Annotated in this window: 13 protein-coding genes; 4 read left to right on the forward strand and 9 right to left on the reverse strand. The window is 69.7% G+C overall.

Annotated elements, in window-relative coordinates:
• Position 1 precedes the first annotated feature (1 nt).
• From ACXJJ3_RS07125 to ACXJJ3_RS07150, 6 genes are read right to left on the reverse strand one after another with little or no spacing between them, the layout of a single operon-like run.
• A complete protein-coding gene (locus ACXJJ3_RS07125) occupies positions 2 to 1,378 on the reverse strand; it encodes a mannitol dehydrogenase family protein (RefSeq protein WP_458169163.1) in 1,377 nt (458 codons plus the stop codon).
• Between the two features lie 40 nt (positions 1,379 to 1,418).
• Positions 1,419 to 2,252 carry an ABC transporter permease gene (locus ACXJJ3_RS07130; protein WP_458169164.1) on the reverse strand — a complete coding sequence of 278 codons (834 nt, stop codon included), beginning with the start codon at positions 2,250 to 2,252 and terminating at the stop codon, positions 1,419 to 1,421.
• A gap of 8 nt (positions 2,253 to 2,260) precedes the next feature.
• A complete protein-coding gene (locus ACXJJ3_RS07135) occupies positions 2,261 to 3,139 on the reverse strand; it encodes an ABC transporter permease (RefSeq protein ID WP_458169165.1) in 879 nt (292 codons plus the stop codon).
• Positions 3,136 to 4,197: an ABC transporter ATP-binding protein gene (locus tag ACXJJ3_RS07140; protein ID WP_458169166.1), complete on the reverse strand. Its 1,062-nt coding sequence runs from the start codon at positions 4,195 to 4,197 to the stop codon at positions 3,136 to 3,138. Before ACXJJ3_RS07140 ends, ACXJJ3_RS07135 begins: the two co-directional genes overlap by 4 nt.
• Positions 4,194 to 5,402: an ABC transporter substrate-binding protein gene (locus tag ACXJJ3_RS07145; RefSeq protein ID WP_458169167.1), complete on the reverse strand. Its 1,209-nt coding sequence runs from the start codon at positions 5,400 to 5,402 to the stop codon at positions 4,194 to 4,196. Before ACXJJ3_RS07145 ends, ACXJJ3_RS07140 begins: the two co-directional genes overlap by 4 nt.
• Positions 5,403 to 5,458: 56 nt before the next feature.
• Positions 5,459 to 6,448: a LacI family DNA-binding transcriptional regulator gene (locus ACXJJ3_RS07150; protein ID WP_458169168.1), complete on the reverse strand. Its 990-nt coding sequence runs from the start codon at positions 6,446 to 6,448 to the stop codon at positions 5,459 to 5,461.
• Positions 6,449 to 6,582: 134 nt separating this feature from the next.
• Between ACXJJ3_RS07150 and uxaC the strand changes: the two genes are divergently transcribed.
• Positions 6,583 to 7,995: a glucuronate isomerase gene (uxaC, locus tag ACXJJ3_RS07155; RefSeq protein WP_458169169.1), complete on the forward strand. Its 1,413-nt coding sequence runs from the start codon at positions 6,583 to 6,585 to the stop codon at positions 7,993 to 7,995.
• Between the two features lie 29 nt (positions 7,996 to 8,024).
• On the forward strand, positions 8,025 to 9,536 hold the full coding sequence (locus tag ACXJJ3_RS07160; protein WP_458169170.1) for a right-handed parallel beta-helix repeat-containing protein: 1,512 nt from the start codon (positions 8,025 to 8,027) through the stop codon (positions 9,534 to 9,536).
• Between the two features lie 15 nt (positions 9,537 to 9,551).
• Here ACXJJ3_RS07160 and ACXJJ3_RS07165 read toward each other — a convergent pair whose 3' ends face one another.
• Both ACXJJ3_RS07165 and ACXJJ3_RS07170 read right to left on the reverse strand, forming a co-directional pair.
• A complete protein-coding gene (locus ACXJJ3_RS07165) occupies positions 9,552 to 10,841 on the reverse strand; it encodes an O-antigen ligase family protein (protein WP_458169171.1) in 1,290 nt (429 codons plus the stop codon).
• Positions 10,841 to 12,445, reverse strand: coding sequence for a Wzz/FepE/Etk N-terminal domain-containing protein (locus ACXJJ3_RS07170; protein ID WP_458169172.1), 1,605 nt, complete (start codon positions 12,443 to 12,445; stop codon positions 10,841 to 10,843). Before ACXJJ3_RS07170 ends, ACXJJ3_RS07165 begins: the two co-directional genes overlap by 1 nt.
• A 167-nt stretch (positions 12,446 to 12,612) precedes the next feature.
• Between ACXJJ3_RS07170 and ACXJJ3_RS07175 the strand changes: the two genes are divergently transcribed.
• Together ACXJJ3_RS07175 and ACXJJ3_RS07180 are read left to right on the forward strand one after the other, a co-directional pair.
• A complete protein-coding gene (locus tag ACXJJ3_RS07175) occupies positions 12,613 to 14,841 on the forward strand; it encodes a LamG-like jellyroll fold domain-containing protein (protein WP_458169173.1) in 2,229 nt (742 codons plus the stop codon).
• A 147-nt stretch (positions 14,842 to 14,988) separates the two neighbouring features.
• The gene (locus tag ACXJJ3_RS07180; RefSeq protein ID WP_458169174.1) at positions 14,989 to 16,518 is read left to right on the forward strand and encodes a fibronectin type III domain-containing protein; all 1,530 of its coding nucleotides are present in this window, start codon (positions 14,989 to 14,991) and stop codon (positions 16,516 to 16,518) included.
• On the opposite strand, the gene ACXJJ3_RS07185 is transcribed toward ACXJJ3_RS07180, so the two are convergent.
• Complete coding sequence (locus ACXJJ3_RS07185) at positions 16,515 to 17,795, reverse strand: hypothetical protein (RefSeq protein WP_458169175.1); 1,281 nt, start codon at positions 17,793 to 17,795, stop codon at positions 16,515 to 16,517. The genes ACXJJ3_RS07180 and ACXJJ3_RS07185 overlap by 4 nt on opposite strands.
• Positions 17,796 to 17,798 lie beyond the last annotated feature (3 nt).

Genomic DNA, 17,798 nt, shown 5'->3' on the forward strand with positions numbered 1-17,798 from the left:
CCTAGTGAAGCAGGGCGGTTGTATGGGTGATCAGAAGGTCCCGGAATAGGGTCGAGTCGCGGAGGTCCGGAGTGAAGACGGTGTCGACTGCCAGCAGGGCGTCCACCAGTTTGGCCGGGTCCGTGATGCCGGCGACGGCGGACTGCAGGCGTGGAGCCTGTGGGTCGTCGAGGTCGGGCGTGCGGAGGACGTAGACCATCCAGGCGGCGACGGCGAGCGAGATCGTCTGCGGTTCGGCGCCGGCGGCCAGGCGGTCGCGGACGGTGCCGAGCATCCGGACCGGGAGCTTGACGGAGCCGTCCATCGCGACCTGCCGGGTGCGGTGCTTGAGCGCCGGGTTCTCGAAGCGCTCCAGCACGGTCTCGCCGTACGCCGGCAGGTCGAGACCGTCGGGCGGCGTGAGCGTCGGGATCACGTCGTCGGTCATCAACTGCCGGGCGAGGGCGCCGAGTTCGTCGTCGCGGACCGCCTCGGCGATCGTCTCGTACCCGCGGAGCGCGCCGAGGTACGCGAGCATCGAGTGGGTCGCGTTGAGCATCCGGAGTTTCGCCTGCTCCCATGGAGCGACGTCGGCGGTGAGCACCGCGCCGCCCTGCTCCCAGGCGGGCCGCGGCCCGGCGAAGTCGTTCTCGATCACCCACTGCAGGAACGGCTCCGCAACCACCACCGCCTCGTCGCGGACACCGAGCATCCGGGCCGCCTCGTCGCGGTCCGCGTCGGTGGTCGCCGGTACGATCCGGTCCACCATGCCGGCCGGGAAACGGCTCGCCTCGAACGCCGCCGGAACCTTGCCGAGGGCATCGAAGTAGTCCGCCACCAGCTTCCGCAGGAACGGCCCGTTGGCGACCAGGTTGTCGCAGGACAGGATGGTCAACGGCTCGTCCCGGCGGGCGAGCGCCGCGGCCAACTGGCCGACGACGGTCCGCGGCGGCCGCCCGGCCAGGTCCGCCTGGATCTCCGGGTCGTCCAGGTTGAGCCCGTCGCCCGCGGCCCGGTACCCCTTCTCGGTCACGGTCAGCGTCACCACCGCCACCGCCGGGTCGGCGATCCGGGCGACCACCGCCTCCGGGTCCTCGGGCACGGTCAGTACGTCGCGGACGCTGCCGATCACCTGGATCGACGGGTCGCCGAGACCGCGTTCGAGCACCGAGTACAGGCCGTCCTGCGGCGCGAGCTGGTCGCGGACCGTGCTGGACCGCTGGCTGACACCGGTGATCCCCCAGCGGGTCTCGCCGGTCGCGACCGCGGCGCGTTCGGTGACGACGGCCTGGTGGGCGCGGTGGAACGCGCCGATCCCGAGGTGCACGACGCCGACCGACAACGCCTTCGGGTCCACCGCGGGGGCAACGGGGAGATGGGTGAGACTCAGCCTGGACAAGCTTCACGGCCTTTCGTTCGGGTCATTCGGGTCATTCGGGTCATTCGGCGGGTTCTTCCTTCACCCGGGCCACGAGTTGGGTCGGGTTGACGAAGCGCAGCGCGACCACCAGCAGGACCAGCATCATCGCCGTGTACATGATGGCCATCGCGTCGACCGACTGCTGCGCGCGGATGCCGGCCGCGGACATCGAGTAGTACAGCGCGACCACGAGGGTCTGCGAGTCCGGCCCCGCGGTCAGGAAGGTCAGCTCGAACATCCCGACCGTCCGGACCAGCACCAGGATCCCGGACGCGAGCAGCCCGGGCACCAGCAGCGGCGCGAGGATCTTCACGAACACCGCGCGGGTCCCGGCGCCGAGCATCCGGGCGGCGTCCTCGATCCGCGGGTCGACCTGCTCGATGAACGGCGTCATCGTGAGGATCACGAACGGCACCGACGGCACCAGGTTGGCCAGCACGACCCCGGACAGGTGCCCGGCGAACCCGAACTTGTACAGCACCGTCGCGAGCGGGATGCCGTACGTGATCGGCGGCATCAGGATCGGCAGCAGGAACGTCAGGTACACCAGCCGCTTGCCCGGAAAGTTCTTCCGGGCCAGCACGTACGCCGCGGGCGCGCCGACCAGGACCGACAGTACGACGACCAGCGCGGACACGAGCAGCGTGACGACGATGACGTGGAACAACGTGAACTCGTGCCAGGCGTCGCCGTACCACTTGGTGGTGAAACCGCTCGGGAACCAGGTGTCGAACCACTTCTGGCCGAACGAGCTGACCAGCACCGACAGCACGACACCGGCCAGGTTGACGAAGAAGAACGCCACGACCGCCCAGATGATCCACCCGAGTGGGGTGGCTCGTACTTGCCTCATTCCCGGCCTCATCCCTTGCCTCCCGTCGATCCGGTGTACAACCTCGACCGCCAGATCAGCACGATCGCGACCACGATCAGCTCGACCGCACCCATCACCATCGCGATCGCCGACGCGTACGAGTAGTCGTACTGCTCGTACGCCGCCTGGTACGCCGCCAGCGAGATGACCCGGGTGGAGCCGGCCGGGTTGCCGACCAGGACCGCGGACGGGAACACCGAGAACGCCAGTACGAACGTCAACAAGAAGGTTGTCGCCAGCCCCGGGGCCAGCAGCGGCAGCGTGATCCGCCGGAAGCGCTGTGCCCGGGACGCGCCCAGCGTCGCCGCGGCGCGCTCCAGCGTCGGGTCGATGCCGGACAGGTACGACAGCACCAGCAGGAACGCGAACGGGAAGCCGGTGATCACCAGCGAGAAGAACACGCCCCAGTAGTTGTTCGTCAGTCGAATAGGATTGTCAACAATCTGCAGGGTCTGCAGCAGCCGGTTGAACCAGCCCGTCGGGCCGAGGTAGTTCAGCAGGCCTTGCGCGGTGAGCACGGTGCCGAGCGTGATCGGTACGACGAGGATCGTGGTCAGCAGCCGCTTGCCGCGGAACCGGCCGCGGAGCCGGAACGCGATCGGGACCGCGGCCAGTACGTTCAGGAGGGCTGCGGGGAGGGCGATCTTCAGCGTGGTCGCGATCGTGTCGCGCTGGTACGCGTCGCCGAAGAACTTGGTGTAGTTGGCCAGCACGCCGCCGCCGTTCATCGGCTGGAACGAGAGGCTGAGGCCGTACAGGAACGGGTAGACGAACAGCAGCAGGACGAAGATCGTGGCCGGAAGCAACAACCACAACCGCCGATCAACACCCCGCTCAGCCAGCCGATGCTGCCAGGTCGCGCTCATGACGGGTACACCAGGAGCCGGCCGGGGGTCACTGTCAGGGCTACCTGCTCCCCGGGGTCGACCCGGCGCTCGGTCCGGACGTGCAGTTTGACGTCGCCGTCCAGCGCGACCTCCAGCGCCCGTTCCCGGCCCTGGTACTCGACCACCTCGACGAGCCCCTTCACGCCCTCGTCGCCGAGCTTCACGTCCTCCGGCCGGACGGCCGCGATCACGTCGTCGCCGACCCCGAAGGCACCCTGCGCCGCACCGCGGATCGGCGTACCGCCGAGGTCGACCGTCACCTGGTCACCGTTCAGCTGCGACACCTTCAGCGGCAGCAGGTTCCGGTACCCCATGAAGTCCGCGACGTGCCACGTCGACGGCTTGGTGTGCACCTCCTCCGGCGTACCGATCTGCTGCACCTTGCCGAGCCGCATGACGACCAGGCGGTCGGCCATGCTGAGCGCTTCCTCCTGGTCGTGCGTCACATACACGGTGGTGAGCCCGAGCGACTGGTGCAGCCGGCGGATCTCGGTGCGCATCTCCAGGCGGAGCTTGGCGTCCAGGTTGCTCAGCGGTTCGTCCATCAGCACCAGCGCCGGCTCGAGCACGGTCGCCCGCGCGATCGCCACCCGCTGCTGCTGACCACCGGACAGCTGGCCCGGGAGCTTGCCGGCGTGGTCCGCCAGCTGCACCATCTCGATCGCCGCGGTCGTCCGGCGCTGGACCTCGGCTTTCGGCAGGCCGCGCATCCGCAGCCCGAAGGCGATGTTGTCCCGCACGGTCAGGTGCGGGAACAGCGCGTAGTTCTGGAACACCATGCCGAACCCGCGCTTCTCCGGCGGCAGCGTGTCGATCCGCTGGTCGTCCTGCCAGATCGCGCCCTCGGTGAGCGGCAGCAGCCCGGCCAGGCAGTTGAGCGCCGTCGACTTTCCACAACCGGACGGCCCGAGCAGGGCGATGAACTCGCCCCGCTCGATCGTCAGATCCAGCCCGGACAGTGCCGCCGGAGCTTCGGCGGACGCAGGCCCGAACCGGCGCGTCACCCCGTCCAGCTTGAGCTGCGCGAACCCGCTCACGAGCCCTTGACCTTGCTGCCGCCGACCTCGCGGTCCCACTTGTCGAAGGCGGCCACCAGCGCCTTCGCGTCCAGCGGAACCTCCGTAGGATTGTCTGCAATCAGCTTGTCGTACTCCGGACGGCCGAACTGGTTGATCGCGTCCTGACTCTCCTGCGGTGCCTGCGACAGCTGAACGCCCTTGATCGCCGGCCCCGGGTAGAAGTAGCCCTTGTCGTACGCCTTGGCCTGCTGCTCGGGCGTCAGCATGAACTGCAGCAGCTGCAGGATCGCCGCCTGCTTGTCGGCCGACACACCCTTCGGTACGACGGCGTAGTGCGCGTCGGTCACCCAGTGGAAGCCCTGCATCGTGGTGATCCCGGCCTCCTTCGGCACCGTGCCGAGGACCCGCGGGTTGATGTCCCAGCCGGTTGTCGACGCGATGATGTTGGCCGAGCCGTTGGCCAGCGCCTTCATCGTGTCCGCGGTACCGGACGGGTAGAAGTCGACGTACTGGTTGAGCTCCTTCAGGTACGCCCAGGTCTTGTCCCAGCCGTTGACCGGGTCCTTCGGGTCCTTGTCGCCGAGGATGTACGGCAGGCCCATCAGGAACGTCCGGCCGGGCCCGGAGTTCGCCGGGCGGGCGTACATGACCTTGCCCTTGTTCGCCTTCGCGTAGGCGAGCAGCTCGTCCGCGGTCTTCGGCGGGGACGCGACCTTGGACGGCATGTACTCGAGCAGCGGGCCGGACGGGTAGTACGTGACCGTCACGCCCTCGTTGCCGGCCAGCTCCTGCATCTTCGCGGCCGGCGGCAGGTAGTCCTTCATCCCGGGCAGCCGGTCCTTGTACTTCGACAACAGGTCGATCCACAGGCCCTGCTCGTGACCGGCAGCGAGCCCGTCGGTACCGGTGAGGACCAGGTCGATGTCGACCCGGTTCGCGTTCTGCTGGGCCTTGATCTTGCCGGCCAGCTCGGGCGCCGGGCCCTTCGAGTACGTGACCTTCGAGATCACGTCGGGGTGCTGCTTGACGAAGTCGTCGATCATGCCCTGTGTCAGCTGCAGGTTGCCGGCCACGTCGAGGATGTTCAGACTCACCGCCTTCGACGGCTTGTCGGGGACGTCGCCGTTACTGTCGGCGGCGGGCTTGTTCGGGGTCGGGGCGCCGCAGCCGACCAGCAAAGCCAACAGGCCGGCGGCGGCGACGAACTTCCGCTGCAGATGCATCGGATATCTCCTCGGATCAGGGCGGGCCCGGTCGGCGCGAACGCCGGCCGGGTTGATCAGTGCTGTGGTGCCGGTCCGGTGGAATCCCGGACGATCAGTTCCCCGTGCAGATCCCCGTGGGTGGTGGTCGCGGCGTCCGGGTCGTCGAGCATCGCGAGCAGCAGCTCGACCGCGAGCCGGCCCGCCTCCTGTTTCGGCAGCCGGACCGTGGTCAGCGCCGGCCGGGCCATCCGGGACATCGCGATGTCGTCGACGCCGACCACGCTCAGGTCGCCGGGCACCGAGATGCCGCGGCTGTGCAGCCGGGCGAGCAGCCCGATCGCGACCAGGTCGTTGTAGGCGATCACCGCGGTCGCGCCGGTCGCGGCGACCTGGTCCGCGGCCGCCATCCCGCCTTCGTACGTCGGCGCGAAGTTGCCGACCGGGGCGAGCTCGACGTGCAGGGCCTGGACCGCGTTCCGGAGGCCGACGCCGCGGTGCTGGGTGGACCAGGACGAGGCCGGCCCGCCGACCCAGGCGATCCGGCGGTGGCCGAGGGCAACGAGATGGGCGACGGCCTGGCGCATCCCGTCCTCGTTGTCGTAGTTGATCGCGGGCAGGCCGGCGGCGGCGCGGTTGACCAGCACGACCGCGGTGTCCTGGGCGATCGCGGCGAGCTCGTCGTCGCTGCCGCGGGGCGAGCACAGCACGACGCCGTCGACCTGCTTGGACAGCGCCCGGACCAGTCCGGACTCGGCGGCCTGGTCCTCGTCGGTGTCCGCGACGAACACCGCGACGTCGTGCCGCCGGGCGCGCGACTGCACACCCTTGGCGAGGCTGGCGAAGAACGGGTTGGCCAGGTCCGGCACCAGCAGGCCGATCGTCCCGGTGCGGCCGGTGATCAGGCCGCGGGCGGCCCGGTTCGGCTCGTACCCGAGCTGCTCGACGGCCGCGGCCACCCGCGCGCGGGTGGCTGCGTTCACCATCCCGGGCAACGACAACGCGCGCGAAACGGTCGAGGCCGACACCCCGGCCAGCCGCGCCACATCCCGGATCGTCGCCGCCACGTTCATCTCCTCACGAGTCGGTCAGGATTCTGCAATCGGTTGCAGCTTGTGTCAAGAACTGATGGCTTGTGCGGACAAGGATCGGCTGCAATCCTTTGCAGTGCCTGTTTCAGACACTGCTCATCGGAGGACAGATGCCGAAGGCTTTGCAGCCCCATCCGGACCGCGCCCTGCCGGCCGGTCCGGCGCGTGACGTCGCGCGCCGGATCCACGACTCGACGAAGGACCTGCCGCTGCTCTGCCTGCACGGCCACGTCGACATCGGGCTGTTCGCCGCGGACGCGCCGTTCGGCGACCCGGCCGAGCTGCTGGTCGTCCCGGACCATTACGTGACCCGGATGCTGGTCTCCCAGGGCGTCTCCCCCGACAAGCTCGGCCTGCCCCGCCGGGACGGCAAGCAGAGCGCCGGTCCGCGGGAGATCTGGCGCGAGTTCTGCGCGAACTGGCACCTGTTTCTCGGTACGCCGAGCCGGTACTGGCTGGAGCACGAGTTCGCCGAGGTGCTCGGCCTGACCGTGCACCCGTCCGCGGAGACCGCCGACGAGCTGTACGACCAGATCATGGCGCGGCTGGCCGAGCCGGAGTTCCGGCCGCGGGCGCTGCTCGACCGGTTCAACATCGAGCTGATCTCCACCACCGACCCGGCCACCGACGACCTCGCACAGCACGCGAGCCTGGACAAGGACCTGCCGGGCAGGGTCGTCCCGACGTTCCGCCCGGACGCGGTCGCGCACGTCGACCGGGACGGCTGGCCGGAGCTGATCGCGCAGCTCGGCAAGCTGGCCGACGTGGACACCACGACGTACGACGGGTTCCTGCAGGCGCTGCGGCAGCGGCGGCAGGCGTTCGTCGCGGCGGGTGCGCGCGCCACGGATCACGGTCACCTGACCGCGGCCGCCGTACCGCTGAGCGACACGGAGGCAGCCCGGATCTATGCGGGTGCGCTCAAGGGTGACGTGACGGCGGAGGACGCCGCGGCATTCGCGGGGCACATGCTGTACCAGTTCGCGGTGATGTCGGCCGAGGACGGGCTGGTCATGCAGCTGCACCCCGGCGTACTGCGGGACCACGACCCGGCGATCTTCGCGACGTACGGCCCGGACCAGGGGCACGACATCCCGGTCGCGGCCGAGTTCACCCGGTCGTTACGGCCGCTGCTCGAGCGGTTCGGGCACGCGGACGGGTTCCGGCTCGTGCTGTTCACGGTCGACGAGACGGTCTACAGCAGGGAGCTCGCGCCGCTGGCCGGCGTCTACCCGGCCGTCCGGCTCGGTGCGCCGTGGTGGTTCCTGGACAGCCCGGACGGCATGCGCCGGTTCCGGGAGCTGGTAACCGAGACGGCCGGCTTCTACAACATGTCCGGCTTCGTCGACGACACCCGTGCGTATCTGTCGATCCCGGCGCGGCATGACCTGGCCCGGCGGATCGACGCGGGGTACCTGGCCAATCTCGTCGTACAGCACCGGCTGGACGAGGACGACGCGCTGCAGGTCGCGAAGGCGCTCGCGTACGACCTGGCGAAGGACACGTACCTGACGAACAGGTAGTCTCTCGCAATCTTGCGGAAGGGATTGCGATGAGGCGTGAGGCCGTCGCGGCTGCTGGTGCCGCGGTGCTGTTGGTGGCGGGCTGCTCGAGCAAAGGGACCGCCCCCGAGCCGACGCAGGTCGTGACCGTGACCGTCCCCACCGCTCCCCCGGCCGCGGCCGCCGCCGTACTCGGACCGACCGGCCCGAGTACGGCGAAGCCCTGCAGCGGTACGCCGATCCCGGTCGGCACCGACCCGCAGCCGGTCATCGACGCCGCGCCGGCGAACACCACGTTCTGTTTCACGCAGGGCGTGCACCGGCTGTCGAAAGCGATCCGGCCGAGGACAGGTGACACGCTCGGCGGGCGTCCCGGCGCCGTGCTCAGTGGAGCCGTCAGTTTGACCGGCTGGAAGCGCACGGGCACGAGCTGGGCGGTGCAGGGCGTCCTGCCGCCGGCGTACAAACTCAAAGGCCAGTGCGAGGACAACAAGAGCAACCCGTGCCAACGCGGCGAGCAGGTGTACTTCGACGGCAAGCACCTGACCCGCGTGATGAGCCTCCCCCAGGTGAAGCCCGGCACGTTCTACGGTGACTACACCACGAACACCGTGTACGTCGGCGACGACCCGGCCGGGCATGCGACCGAGATGTCGCTCGCCCAGACCGCGATCGCGAACACGGCCGAGGACGTGACCGTCACCGGGCTGACGATCGAGCACTTCGCGAGCCGCCCGCAGGCCGGCGCGCTGCAGGCCGGCCCGGGCTGGAAGGTGCTGTCGAACGAGGTCCGCTGGAACCACGCGGTCGGCATCCTGGTGAGCCAGGGCGACCGGGCCGAGGTCAGCCGGAACACCGTCGCCGACAACGGGCAGCTCGGCATCGGGCAGTACAAGTCCGCGGATGTCCGGATCAGCGCGAACCTCGTCACCCGGAACAACACCGACGGGTTCTGGATCGCGGACTGGGAGTCCGGCGGGATCAAGTCCACCCGGTCCTCCGGCGAGGTCAGCGGCAACGACATCGTCGCGAACCTCGGCGTCGGGATGTGGAGCGACATCGCGGAGTACGACCGCCGGATCACCGGGAACCGGATCCGCGACAACGCCGCGGACGGCATCCGGTACGAGATCAGCTACGCGGGCGTCATCGACCAGAACGTCGTCGAGCACAACGGGTTCGGTACCGGCCGCGGCTCCGGCGGCACGCTCTGGGACGGCGGCGGCATCAACGTGAACACGTCGGCCGACGTACAGGTCCGTGGAAACCTGATCGAGAACAACCGGAACGCGCTGTCGATCCAGTCCCGGACCCGCGGCGACGGTCCGCGCGGTACGTACGTCCTGCGGAATGTGCTGATCGAGGGCAACCTGATCGTGATGACCAACCCGTCGGCGACGCTCGGCGTGGTGGAGAACAAGAAGTCGCCGACGCAACCCGGCGCGATCACCTTCCGCCGGAACAGCTACCAGGGCGCCGACCGGTTCGCGTACCGCGGCAAGACGCTGACCTGGTCGCAGTGGCAGCAGTCCGGCTTCGACAAGGACTCAGTGAGCAGCTGACAGGGCACAGGGCTCTCAGACACCCTCTGGTCGTCTTCGTTGCCGCAGCCGGTCTGCGTCACAGATCGCGGCCGCGACCAGCAGGTGCAGTGTCATCGACGACAGGTCGGACAGGCCGCTTTCGTTGAGCGAGGCGACGGTCACGTAGCCGAGCAGCACCGCGCCGGAGGCCTTGACGTACGGCGTGGGCGCGCGCAGCACCGACACCCACGCGACGATCAGGGCGACCGCGACGATCGCGACCGCGAGCAGACCGGTCTCCCAGTACAGGCTGAGCCAGCTGTTGTCGATCGCCATCACGCCGATGTTGCCCTCGCCGGTCAGCAGCAGGATCCGCTTGTTGCCCAGACCGTGGCCGATGATCATGGTCTGCGTCGACACCTTCTCGTCGATGACCGCCTGCCAGCTCGTCGTCCGGCCGCTCAACGAGGTGATCTGCTGCGTGCCCTGACCGCGGAGCAACCAGGTGTGCAACGAGCCGATCGTGAGGAACGCGAGCCCCAGCAGGCCAGGAACGACCAGGCAGGCGATCCGGCCGAGCCAGGTCTTCCGGGTCACGATCAGCGCGATCACCAGGCCGGCCGCGACCGCCGCGGCGGCCGTCCGGGTGCGGCTCGCCGCGATCAGTACGCCGCCGAGCCCGATCAGCGCCACCGCGGGCAGCGTGGCCAGTTTGCGGCAGATCAGCCCGACCAGTGCGAGCCCGAGCAGGATCGCGCCGACCTCGCCGACGCGCGGCGGCAGCATCGGGATGATGACACCCTGCAGGCGGTAGCCGGCGCCGAGCGTGCGCAGCGGCCGCCACGCCTCCGACGGCGAGTACGCCAGACTCAGGATGACCGTTGCCCCGAGCAACAGGTGTGCCCACAGGTGCGCCCGGACCAGCCGCTCCGGTACCCAGACCAGCGGCCGCCAGAGCAGGAAGATCAGCACCAGACCGATCAGGAACCGCGCCAGCCGGGTCAGCGGTCCCATCGGCTCGGCGAGCAGGAACGCCGTCGCGCACGCGAACAGCACGTACATCATGTACAGCCAGCTGGCCGGGTTCACCCGGGTCCGGAACCCGGGCTTGGTCGCCGCGACCGCGACCAGGAAGATCGCCCCCAGCAGCAGGCCTTTCGCCATGCTGTTCGTGGACCCGGTGTCGCCCTGCGGCGACGCCACCCGGGACGACCACGGCTGGACTCCGAGCACGAACAGGCACCACAGCATCAGCCAGAACCAGGCCGGTCGCTCGTTCGCGTTCTCGACCGTGCCCGGGACGGGTGCCGCCAGGGTCCCCGAATGCCCCAAGGACACAGCCATCAGTCCAGCGGCTTGTAGTTCAGCGGGATACCCAGCGTCTCGTCCTGCGTCGCCGTGCCGATCAGTACGACGCCCAGCACCGGGGCGCCGGCGAACTGCAACGCACCGGTCAGCCGGGCGACGTCCATCTCCTTGTCGAGGCCGACCTGGACGACCAGGACGGACGCGTCGACGGCGGCGGCGAGCGGCGAGATCCCGTGCCGTCCGACGGAGGCCGGGCCGTGGATGACCACGGAGTACCCCGGCGGGAGGTCCGCGACGATGCCGGGCACCAGCGACGGGCCGACCGCTTCGGCGGTCTCCTCGTGGTTCAGGCCGGGCGGCAGCACGTACAGGTCCGCGACGGTGCCGGGACGGAACAGCTTGCGGGCGCGGATCGCCCGCGTGGCGGCCGGTTCGTTGACGAGGTCGGTGAGTCCTTCGTGGCCGGTGAGGTGCGGGAGGACCGGCGTACCTTCGATGTCGGCGAGGACCAGCAGGGTCTCGCGGCCGTCGCGGGCGTTCGCCTCGGCCATCGCCAGCGCGATGCCCGCGGAGTTCGGCGTCGGGGACGCGGAAACCACCAGCAGCGCGCCGGGGCTGCCGCCGGCGATCGCGCGCGGGTTCAGCTCCCGCCGGGCCAGCGCGCCACTCGCCTCGGCACCGAGCGCGGTGATCTCGTACTGCGGAAGCTCCGGGGCGGACCGTTGCCAGAACCGGCGGCGATGCCCCTCGGAGGCCGCCATCACCGGAGCGCTCGCGGCCCGCGCCGCCTGGTCCCGGGTCAGGATGTACGGCGTCAGGTGCGAACGGAGCAGCGCGAGCCCGAAGCCGAGCACCAGGCCGAGGATGCCGCCGACGAGGATGTCGCGGGCAACCATCGGCGACGAGGTGGCCGTGTCGGTCGTGGCCGGCGCCACCAGCTGGCTCGCGGCGCCGACGGCCGAGAGCGCCTTCAGCATCGCGGCCGCGTCGTCCGCGGCCTGCCGGGCCTCGGTCGCGAGGCCGACTCGCTGGTCACGCAGCGCCGCCGCGGTCTGGTTGTCACCGCGGCCGACGGCCTCGTTGATCTGGCTGACCAGGCTGCGGGACTGCGCGGTCGCGGTCTTCGACCGGGCCTGCGCCTGCTCGGCCAGGTTCGTGAGCAGGCCCTTGGCCTCGTTGTTGCGCTGCGTCAGGTAGGCCGACGCGATCGCGTTCGCCCGGTCCACGGCCTTCTGCGCGGTCGGGCCGTCGGTGCTGATCAGGTAGGCGTTGTCGGTGACCGCCTTCACCTTGGTTGCCGCGGTCAAGGACTGGAGCGTCTTGTCGTCGCTCGGCATCCCAAGGGACTTGATCACGACTTTCAGCAGCGTCGGGCTGGCGATCAACCGGGCCTGGGTCTCGGCCGGCAGGTCCATGCCGAGCGGGCCGGTCTTGTCCGCGCCGGCGGACAGCTTCCCGACCAGCGCCGGCGGCACGGCCGGGCCGATCACGAGCTGGCTCGACGCCGTCCAGCGGGTGGTCTGCGAGAGCGCGAACACCGAGGCGCCGAACAGCCCGAGCAGCACGCAGCCCATGATCAGCCACTTCTGCCGAAGCAGTGACTGGGCGGTCTCCCGCCAGACCACAGTGCCCGGTTCCATGCAGTACCTCACTCGAATCGATCGCGGTCAGCGCCCCAGGATATCCACAGGGTCCGAGATCCCGGGCAGACGATCTCGCTCCCGTGCTCTACTCTCTGTCCGGGGGAGCTTCGGAGAAAGCTTGCGTACGGCGTCGTGAGGCGGCGCCGGATTGTCCTAGGGGGGACATGACGAAACGACGGCTGTTCACACGGCTGCGCATTCAACTGGGCATCGCCGGGACCTTGATGGCAGTTGCAGCGACGCTGCTGCTCGCGCCACCGGCGCAGAGCGTGGAGGCGTCGCTGTCGGCGGTCGACAGCTCGAGCTGGCAGACCAACGCCAGCGTGCAGGGTCTCGCGGTCGCCGGCGGCAAGGCGTATGCGGGCGGGCGCTTCACCAGCGTCCGGCCGCCCGGCGCCGCGGCCGGGACCGGCGAGGTCGCCCAGGCGTACCTGGCCGCCTTCGACGCCGACACGGGTGACCTGGTCACCGCGTTCAACCCGGTGCTGAACGGTCAGGTTTACGCGGTCGCCGCCTCGGCGGACGGCTCGCGGATCTTCGTCGGCGGCGACTTCACCACGGTCAACGGCCAGACCCGCAACCGGATCGCGGCCTTCGACACCGCCACCGGCGCCCTGGTCGCGAACTGGAAGCCCTCGGTCTCGTACCGGGTGAAGACGATTGCCGTCTCCGGGACGACCGTGTACTTCGGCGGCTCGTTCGGCCTGGTGAACAGCCAGACCCGGAACCGGCTCGCCGCGGTCACCACCGACACCGGCACGCTGCTGCCCTGGGCGCCGGATGTGAACGGCGACGTGTACGCCGTGGACGCGGCCGACGACGCGTCCAAGGTGTACGCGGGCGGCCAGTTCAGTACGGTCAACGGCACCAGCCAGAACACCGTGACCAGCCTCGACCCGGTGACGGGCGCCGTACTGCCGTTCCCCGGCGCGTCCGCCGTACCGCCGCCGAACGGGTCCTGCACGACGCGGGTGAAGACCATCGACGCCAGCGGCGACACGGTGTACTTCGGCAACGGCGGTGACGGCGGCGGGTGCTTCGACGGCACCTGGGCGGTCGACATCGCGACGAACACGCTGAAGTGGAAGAACCAGTGCCTGGGCGCGACCGAGGCCGTCAAGGTCGTGAACGGCTGGCTCTACAAGGGCTCGCACGCCCACGACTGCGCCAACCAGGGCGCGGGCGGTTTCCCGCAGGGCTTCGACTACCGGTTCCTGCTCGCGGAGAAGCTCTCCGACGGCAGCCTCGGCCCGTGGTACCCGAACACCGACGCCGACCCGAACAGCGTGACCAACGTCGGCCCGCTGGCGTTCGGGACCGGCGGCGACGACCTGTGGGTCGGCGGCGACTTCCTGAACGTGAACGGCTCCCCGCAGCAGGGCCTCACGCACTTCACGAACGCGCTCCCCGGTGCGGCTCCGGCCAAGCCGGCCAAGCTGCTGCCGTACTCCGTCCGTCCGGGCGCCGTGCAGATCAACTTCCCGACCGTGGTCGACAACGACGACAGCACGCTGACGTACCGGCTGCTCCGCGGCTTCAGCAACACCACGATCGCGACCTGGACGGTCAAGTCGACGCCGTGGGACCGGCCGTGGATCCGCTACACCGACACCGACGTGACACCTGGTGAGTCGACGAACTACCGCGTCGAGGTCACCGACGGCAGTACGACGATCCGCGGCAACTACTCCGACCCGGTCACGGTCGCCACGACCGCGTCCACGGCGTACGACCAGATCGTCAACGCGGACGGGCCGCAGACGTACTGGCGACTCGGTGAGGCGGCCGGCGCGACCACGTCGGTGGACTCCTCCGGGCAGAACAACACCGGCCCGTTCACCGGCGTCACGCTCGGTGTTCCCGGCGCGATCGCGGGCAACACCGCGATGACGACCAGCACCACGACCGGCCGGATGGTCGGCGCGAAGGCGTCCAGCATGCCGCAGCAGTTCACGGTCGAGGCCTGGGTCAAGCAGAGCGGGACGAACCGCGGCGGCCGGATCATCGGCTTCAGCAACGGAAAGACCCAGAGCACCGTGATCAACGACCGGATGCTGTACATGCGGACCAGCGGCGCGATCGTGTTCGGCGTCAACGACGGCGCGCAGCGCACGCTGACCAGCGTCTCCGGCAAGAACGACGGCAACTGGCACCACGTCGTCGGGACGTACGACAACGGCGCGATGAAGCTGTACGTCGACGGCGCGCTCAGCGGCTCCGCCCAGGTCGGCCAGGCGGCGCTGTACTACGGATGGTGGCGGGTCGGGTACGACAACAACAACTCGTGGCCCGGCGGCGGTGCGACCCAGACCGGGATGGGCATCGACGAGGCGGCCGTGTATCCGTACGCGCTGACCGCCGCGCAGATCCAGTCTCACTACTCGGCCAGGTGACCGTGCTTGATGTGAAACGGCATCTCTAGCACAAAGTCATAACGCGAGCAGGAGGCCCGCTTCCGGTGGGCCTCCTGCAGCGCTAGTGTCCGACGCTGGTGCGTGATGAGGCACGCGCTGTAGGACCCCGCCTGTGTTAGGACACAAATGAAGAAGTTAGTGCTGGCCGTTGTCACCGCAGCGGCTGTCGTAGCCGCGGCGCTGATCCCGTCGGGACCGCCTGTGCAAGCGGCGACCCCGGGCTTCGCGTCTGCGGTGTCGGCGATCAAGCAGACCTCGTGGCAGACCAACAACAGCGTCAACGCGCTCGCGATCGCCGGAGACACCGTGTTCGCCGGTGGTCTGTTCACCAGGCTCCGGCAGCCGGGGAAGGCGTCCGGCGCGGCCCCGGAGACGCAGCGCTGGTACGTCGCGGCGTTCAACCGCAAGACCGGTGCGCCGACGGCGTTCGCGCCGGTGCTGAACGGCCCCGTCTATGCGATCGCCACCAGCCCGGACGGCAAGTGGGTCGTGATCGGCGGCGACTTCACGATGGTGAACGGCATCCGGCGCAGCAAGATCGCGATGTTCTCGGTCGCCACCGGCAAGCTCGTCGCCGCCTGGGACCCGGTGGTCGCGGCCCGGGTGAAGGCGCTGGCCATCTACGGCAACAGCGTGTTCATCGGCGGCGCGTTCGGCAAGATCGACGGCGCGGTCCGCAACCGGCTCGGCGCGGTCCGGTTGATCCAGGGCGACCTGCTGCCGTGGAACCCGAACGCCAACGCCGACGTGTACGCGATCGACGTGTCCGACAACGGCACCCGGGTCTTCGTCGGCGGCCCGTTCAGCACGATCAACGGCAAGGACCACTACTCGCTGGCGATGCTGAACAACACCACCGGCGCCGCGTTCAACTTCCCGGCCGCGGCCGCGATCCCGAAGCCGACGGCGACCTGTACGACGCGGGTGAAGGACATCGACACGCTCGGCGACAACGTGTACGTGTCGAACGGCGGCGACGGCTCCGGCTGCTACGACGGCGTACTGGCCGCGCAGGTGTCGACCGGCAAGCTGCTGTGGAAGAACACCTGCCTGGGCGCCACCGAGGCGATCAAGGCGATCGGCAGCTGGCTCTACAAGGGGTCGCACGCGCACAACTGCAGCTCGTCGCCGAACGGGTTCCCGGACGGCACCGGCACGCACTACCTGCTGGTGGAGAGCACGATCAACGGCAACCTCGGGCCGTGGTTCCCGAACACCGACGCGAACCTGAAGAGCACCACGAAGGTCGGCCCGCTGGCGATGGCCGGTACCGACACCGACCTTTGGGTCGGCGGTGACTTCCTGCACGTGAACGGCCAGCTGCAGGTCGGCATCACCCGCTTCACGAACCTGCCGGGCGGCGCGGCTCCCGCCGTACCGAAGGCGCCGACGCTGACCGCGACGACGGCCGGCCGGGTGTACGTGAGCTACGCCGACTCGTACGACCTCGACAACCTGACGCTGACGTACAACGTGTTCCGCGGGTCGCTGAACGTCGGCTCGAACAAGTACACGACGTACTTCTGGCAGCCGCGTAAGACCTACCAGGTCGTCGACCGCGGGCTGAAGCGTGGCTCGACGTACTCGTACCACATCGAGGTGCACGACGGGCGGAACATCATGAAGGGCGCCGCGAAGAGCATCAAGATTCCCTAACCGGCAGCACTGGCGGCAGCGGCGCGGCGGTGGGCGGCGATCGCCCGGTGCGCCTCGTTCCACCACAGCAGCAAGGTGGCGAACGAGGCACCGGCCAGCCCCCACGCCGCGCCCTTCGGGCCCCACAGGAAGGCGCCGGAGATCCCGCAGACGATCAGGATCACCGACGAGATCAGCCGGACCCGCAGGCCGCGGGTCGCCGCGGTCAGCGCGCGGAGGATCGCGAAGGCGCCCGCGTTCGAGGCGCCGAGGGCCTGCAGCAGGATGACCGGGATCAGGACCGTGTGCGCCTGGGTCCAGACGCCCGGGCCGAGCAGTTCGCGGCCGACGACGGCCGGCAGCAGCAGGAAGACGGCGCCCCAGGCGAGCGCCCCGGCGCCGACGCCGAACGAGATCGCCAGGCCGACCAGCCACAATCGCCGGTACGAGTGCTTGAGCGCCCGCGCCGCCTCGGGGACCGAGATCATCCGGATCCCCTGGTTCAGCACGTTGACCGGGCCGAGCAGCACCTGCGCGCCGCGGATGCCCGCGGTCGCGACCAGGCCGGCGGCCGCGGTGATGCCGAGCATGTAGACCTGGATGGTGCCGGAGACCGCGAGCATTTCGCCGACGTACTTCGGGCTCAGGTCCCAGTTCCGGTGGACCCATTCGCGGATCAGCTGCCGGCGCGGGGCGACGCCCGCCTGGAAGCGGCCGGCGATCGCGGCGATCACCGCTCCGAGTCCCCAGCCGAGCGTCAGCGAGAACGCGGACGTCGTACCGGTCAGGTAGAGGGCGCCGAAGATCGCGAGCATGCCGAGCAGCCAGATGAGGTCGTTGACGAAGGCTTTCTGGCCCTCGCCGACGACGAAGAAGGCCCAGCGCCAGGCGTCCTGGAGGAGCAGGCCGGGCATGGTCAGGGCGAAGGCGAGCAGCACGCCCTTCGACGGAACGCCCGGGAACGCGGCGATCGCGAGGCCGACGAGCATCGCCAGCAGTCCGCAGAGGACGGCGGTTGCCGTACTTGCCCGGACGGCTCGTTGCCACTCCGGAGTCCTGCTGCCGGAGTGACGTACCGCGAGGGGCTCCGTGGAGACGGCGCGCGAGACGTTCAGGGCGATCGTGTAGCCGCCGAAGGCCAGGGCGTAGACGCCGAAGTCGGCGACGGTGCTGGAGCGGGCGACGACGACGCCGACGGCCAGGTTGCTCAGGCTCGACAGGCCCTGATCCGCCAACCCCCAGGTGGCGCGACCGGCCGGACCGGCCAGCCGACGCAACTTCGGCCGCCGGAACTTCACCGC

It is taken from the genome of Kribbella sp. WER1, assembly GCF_054189145.1.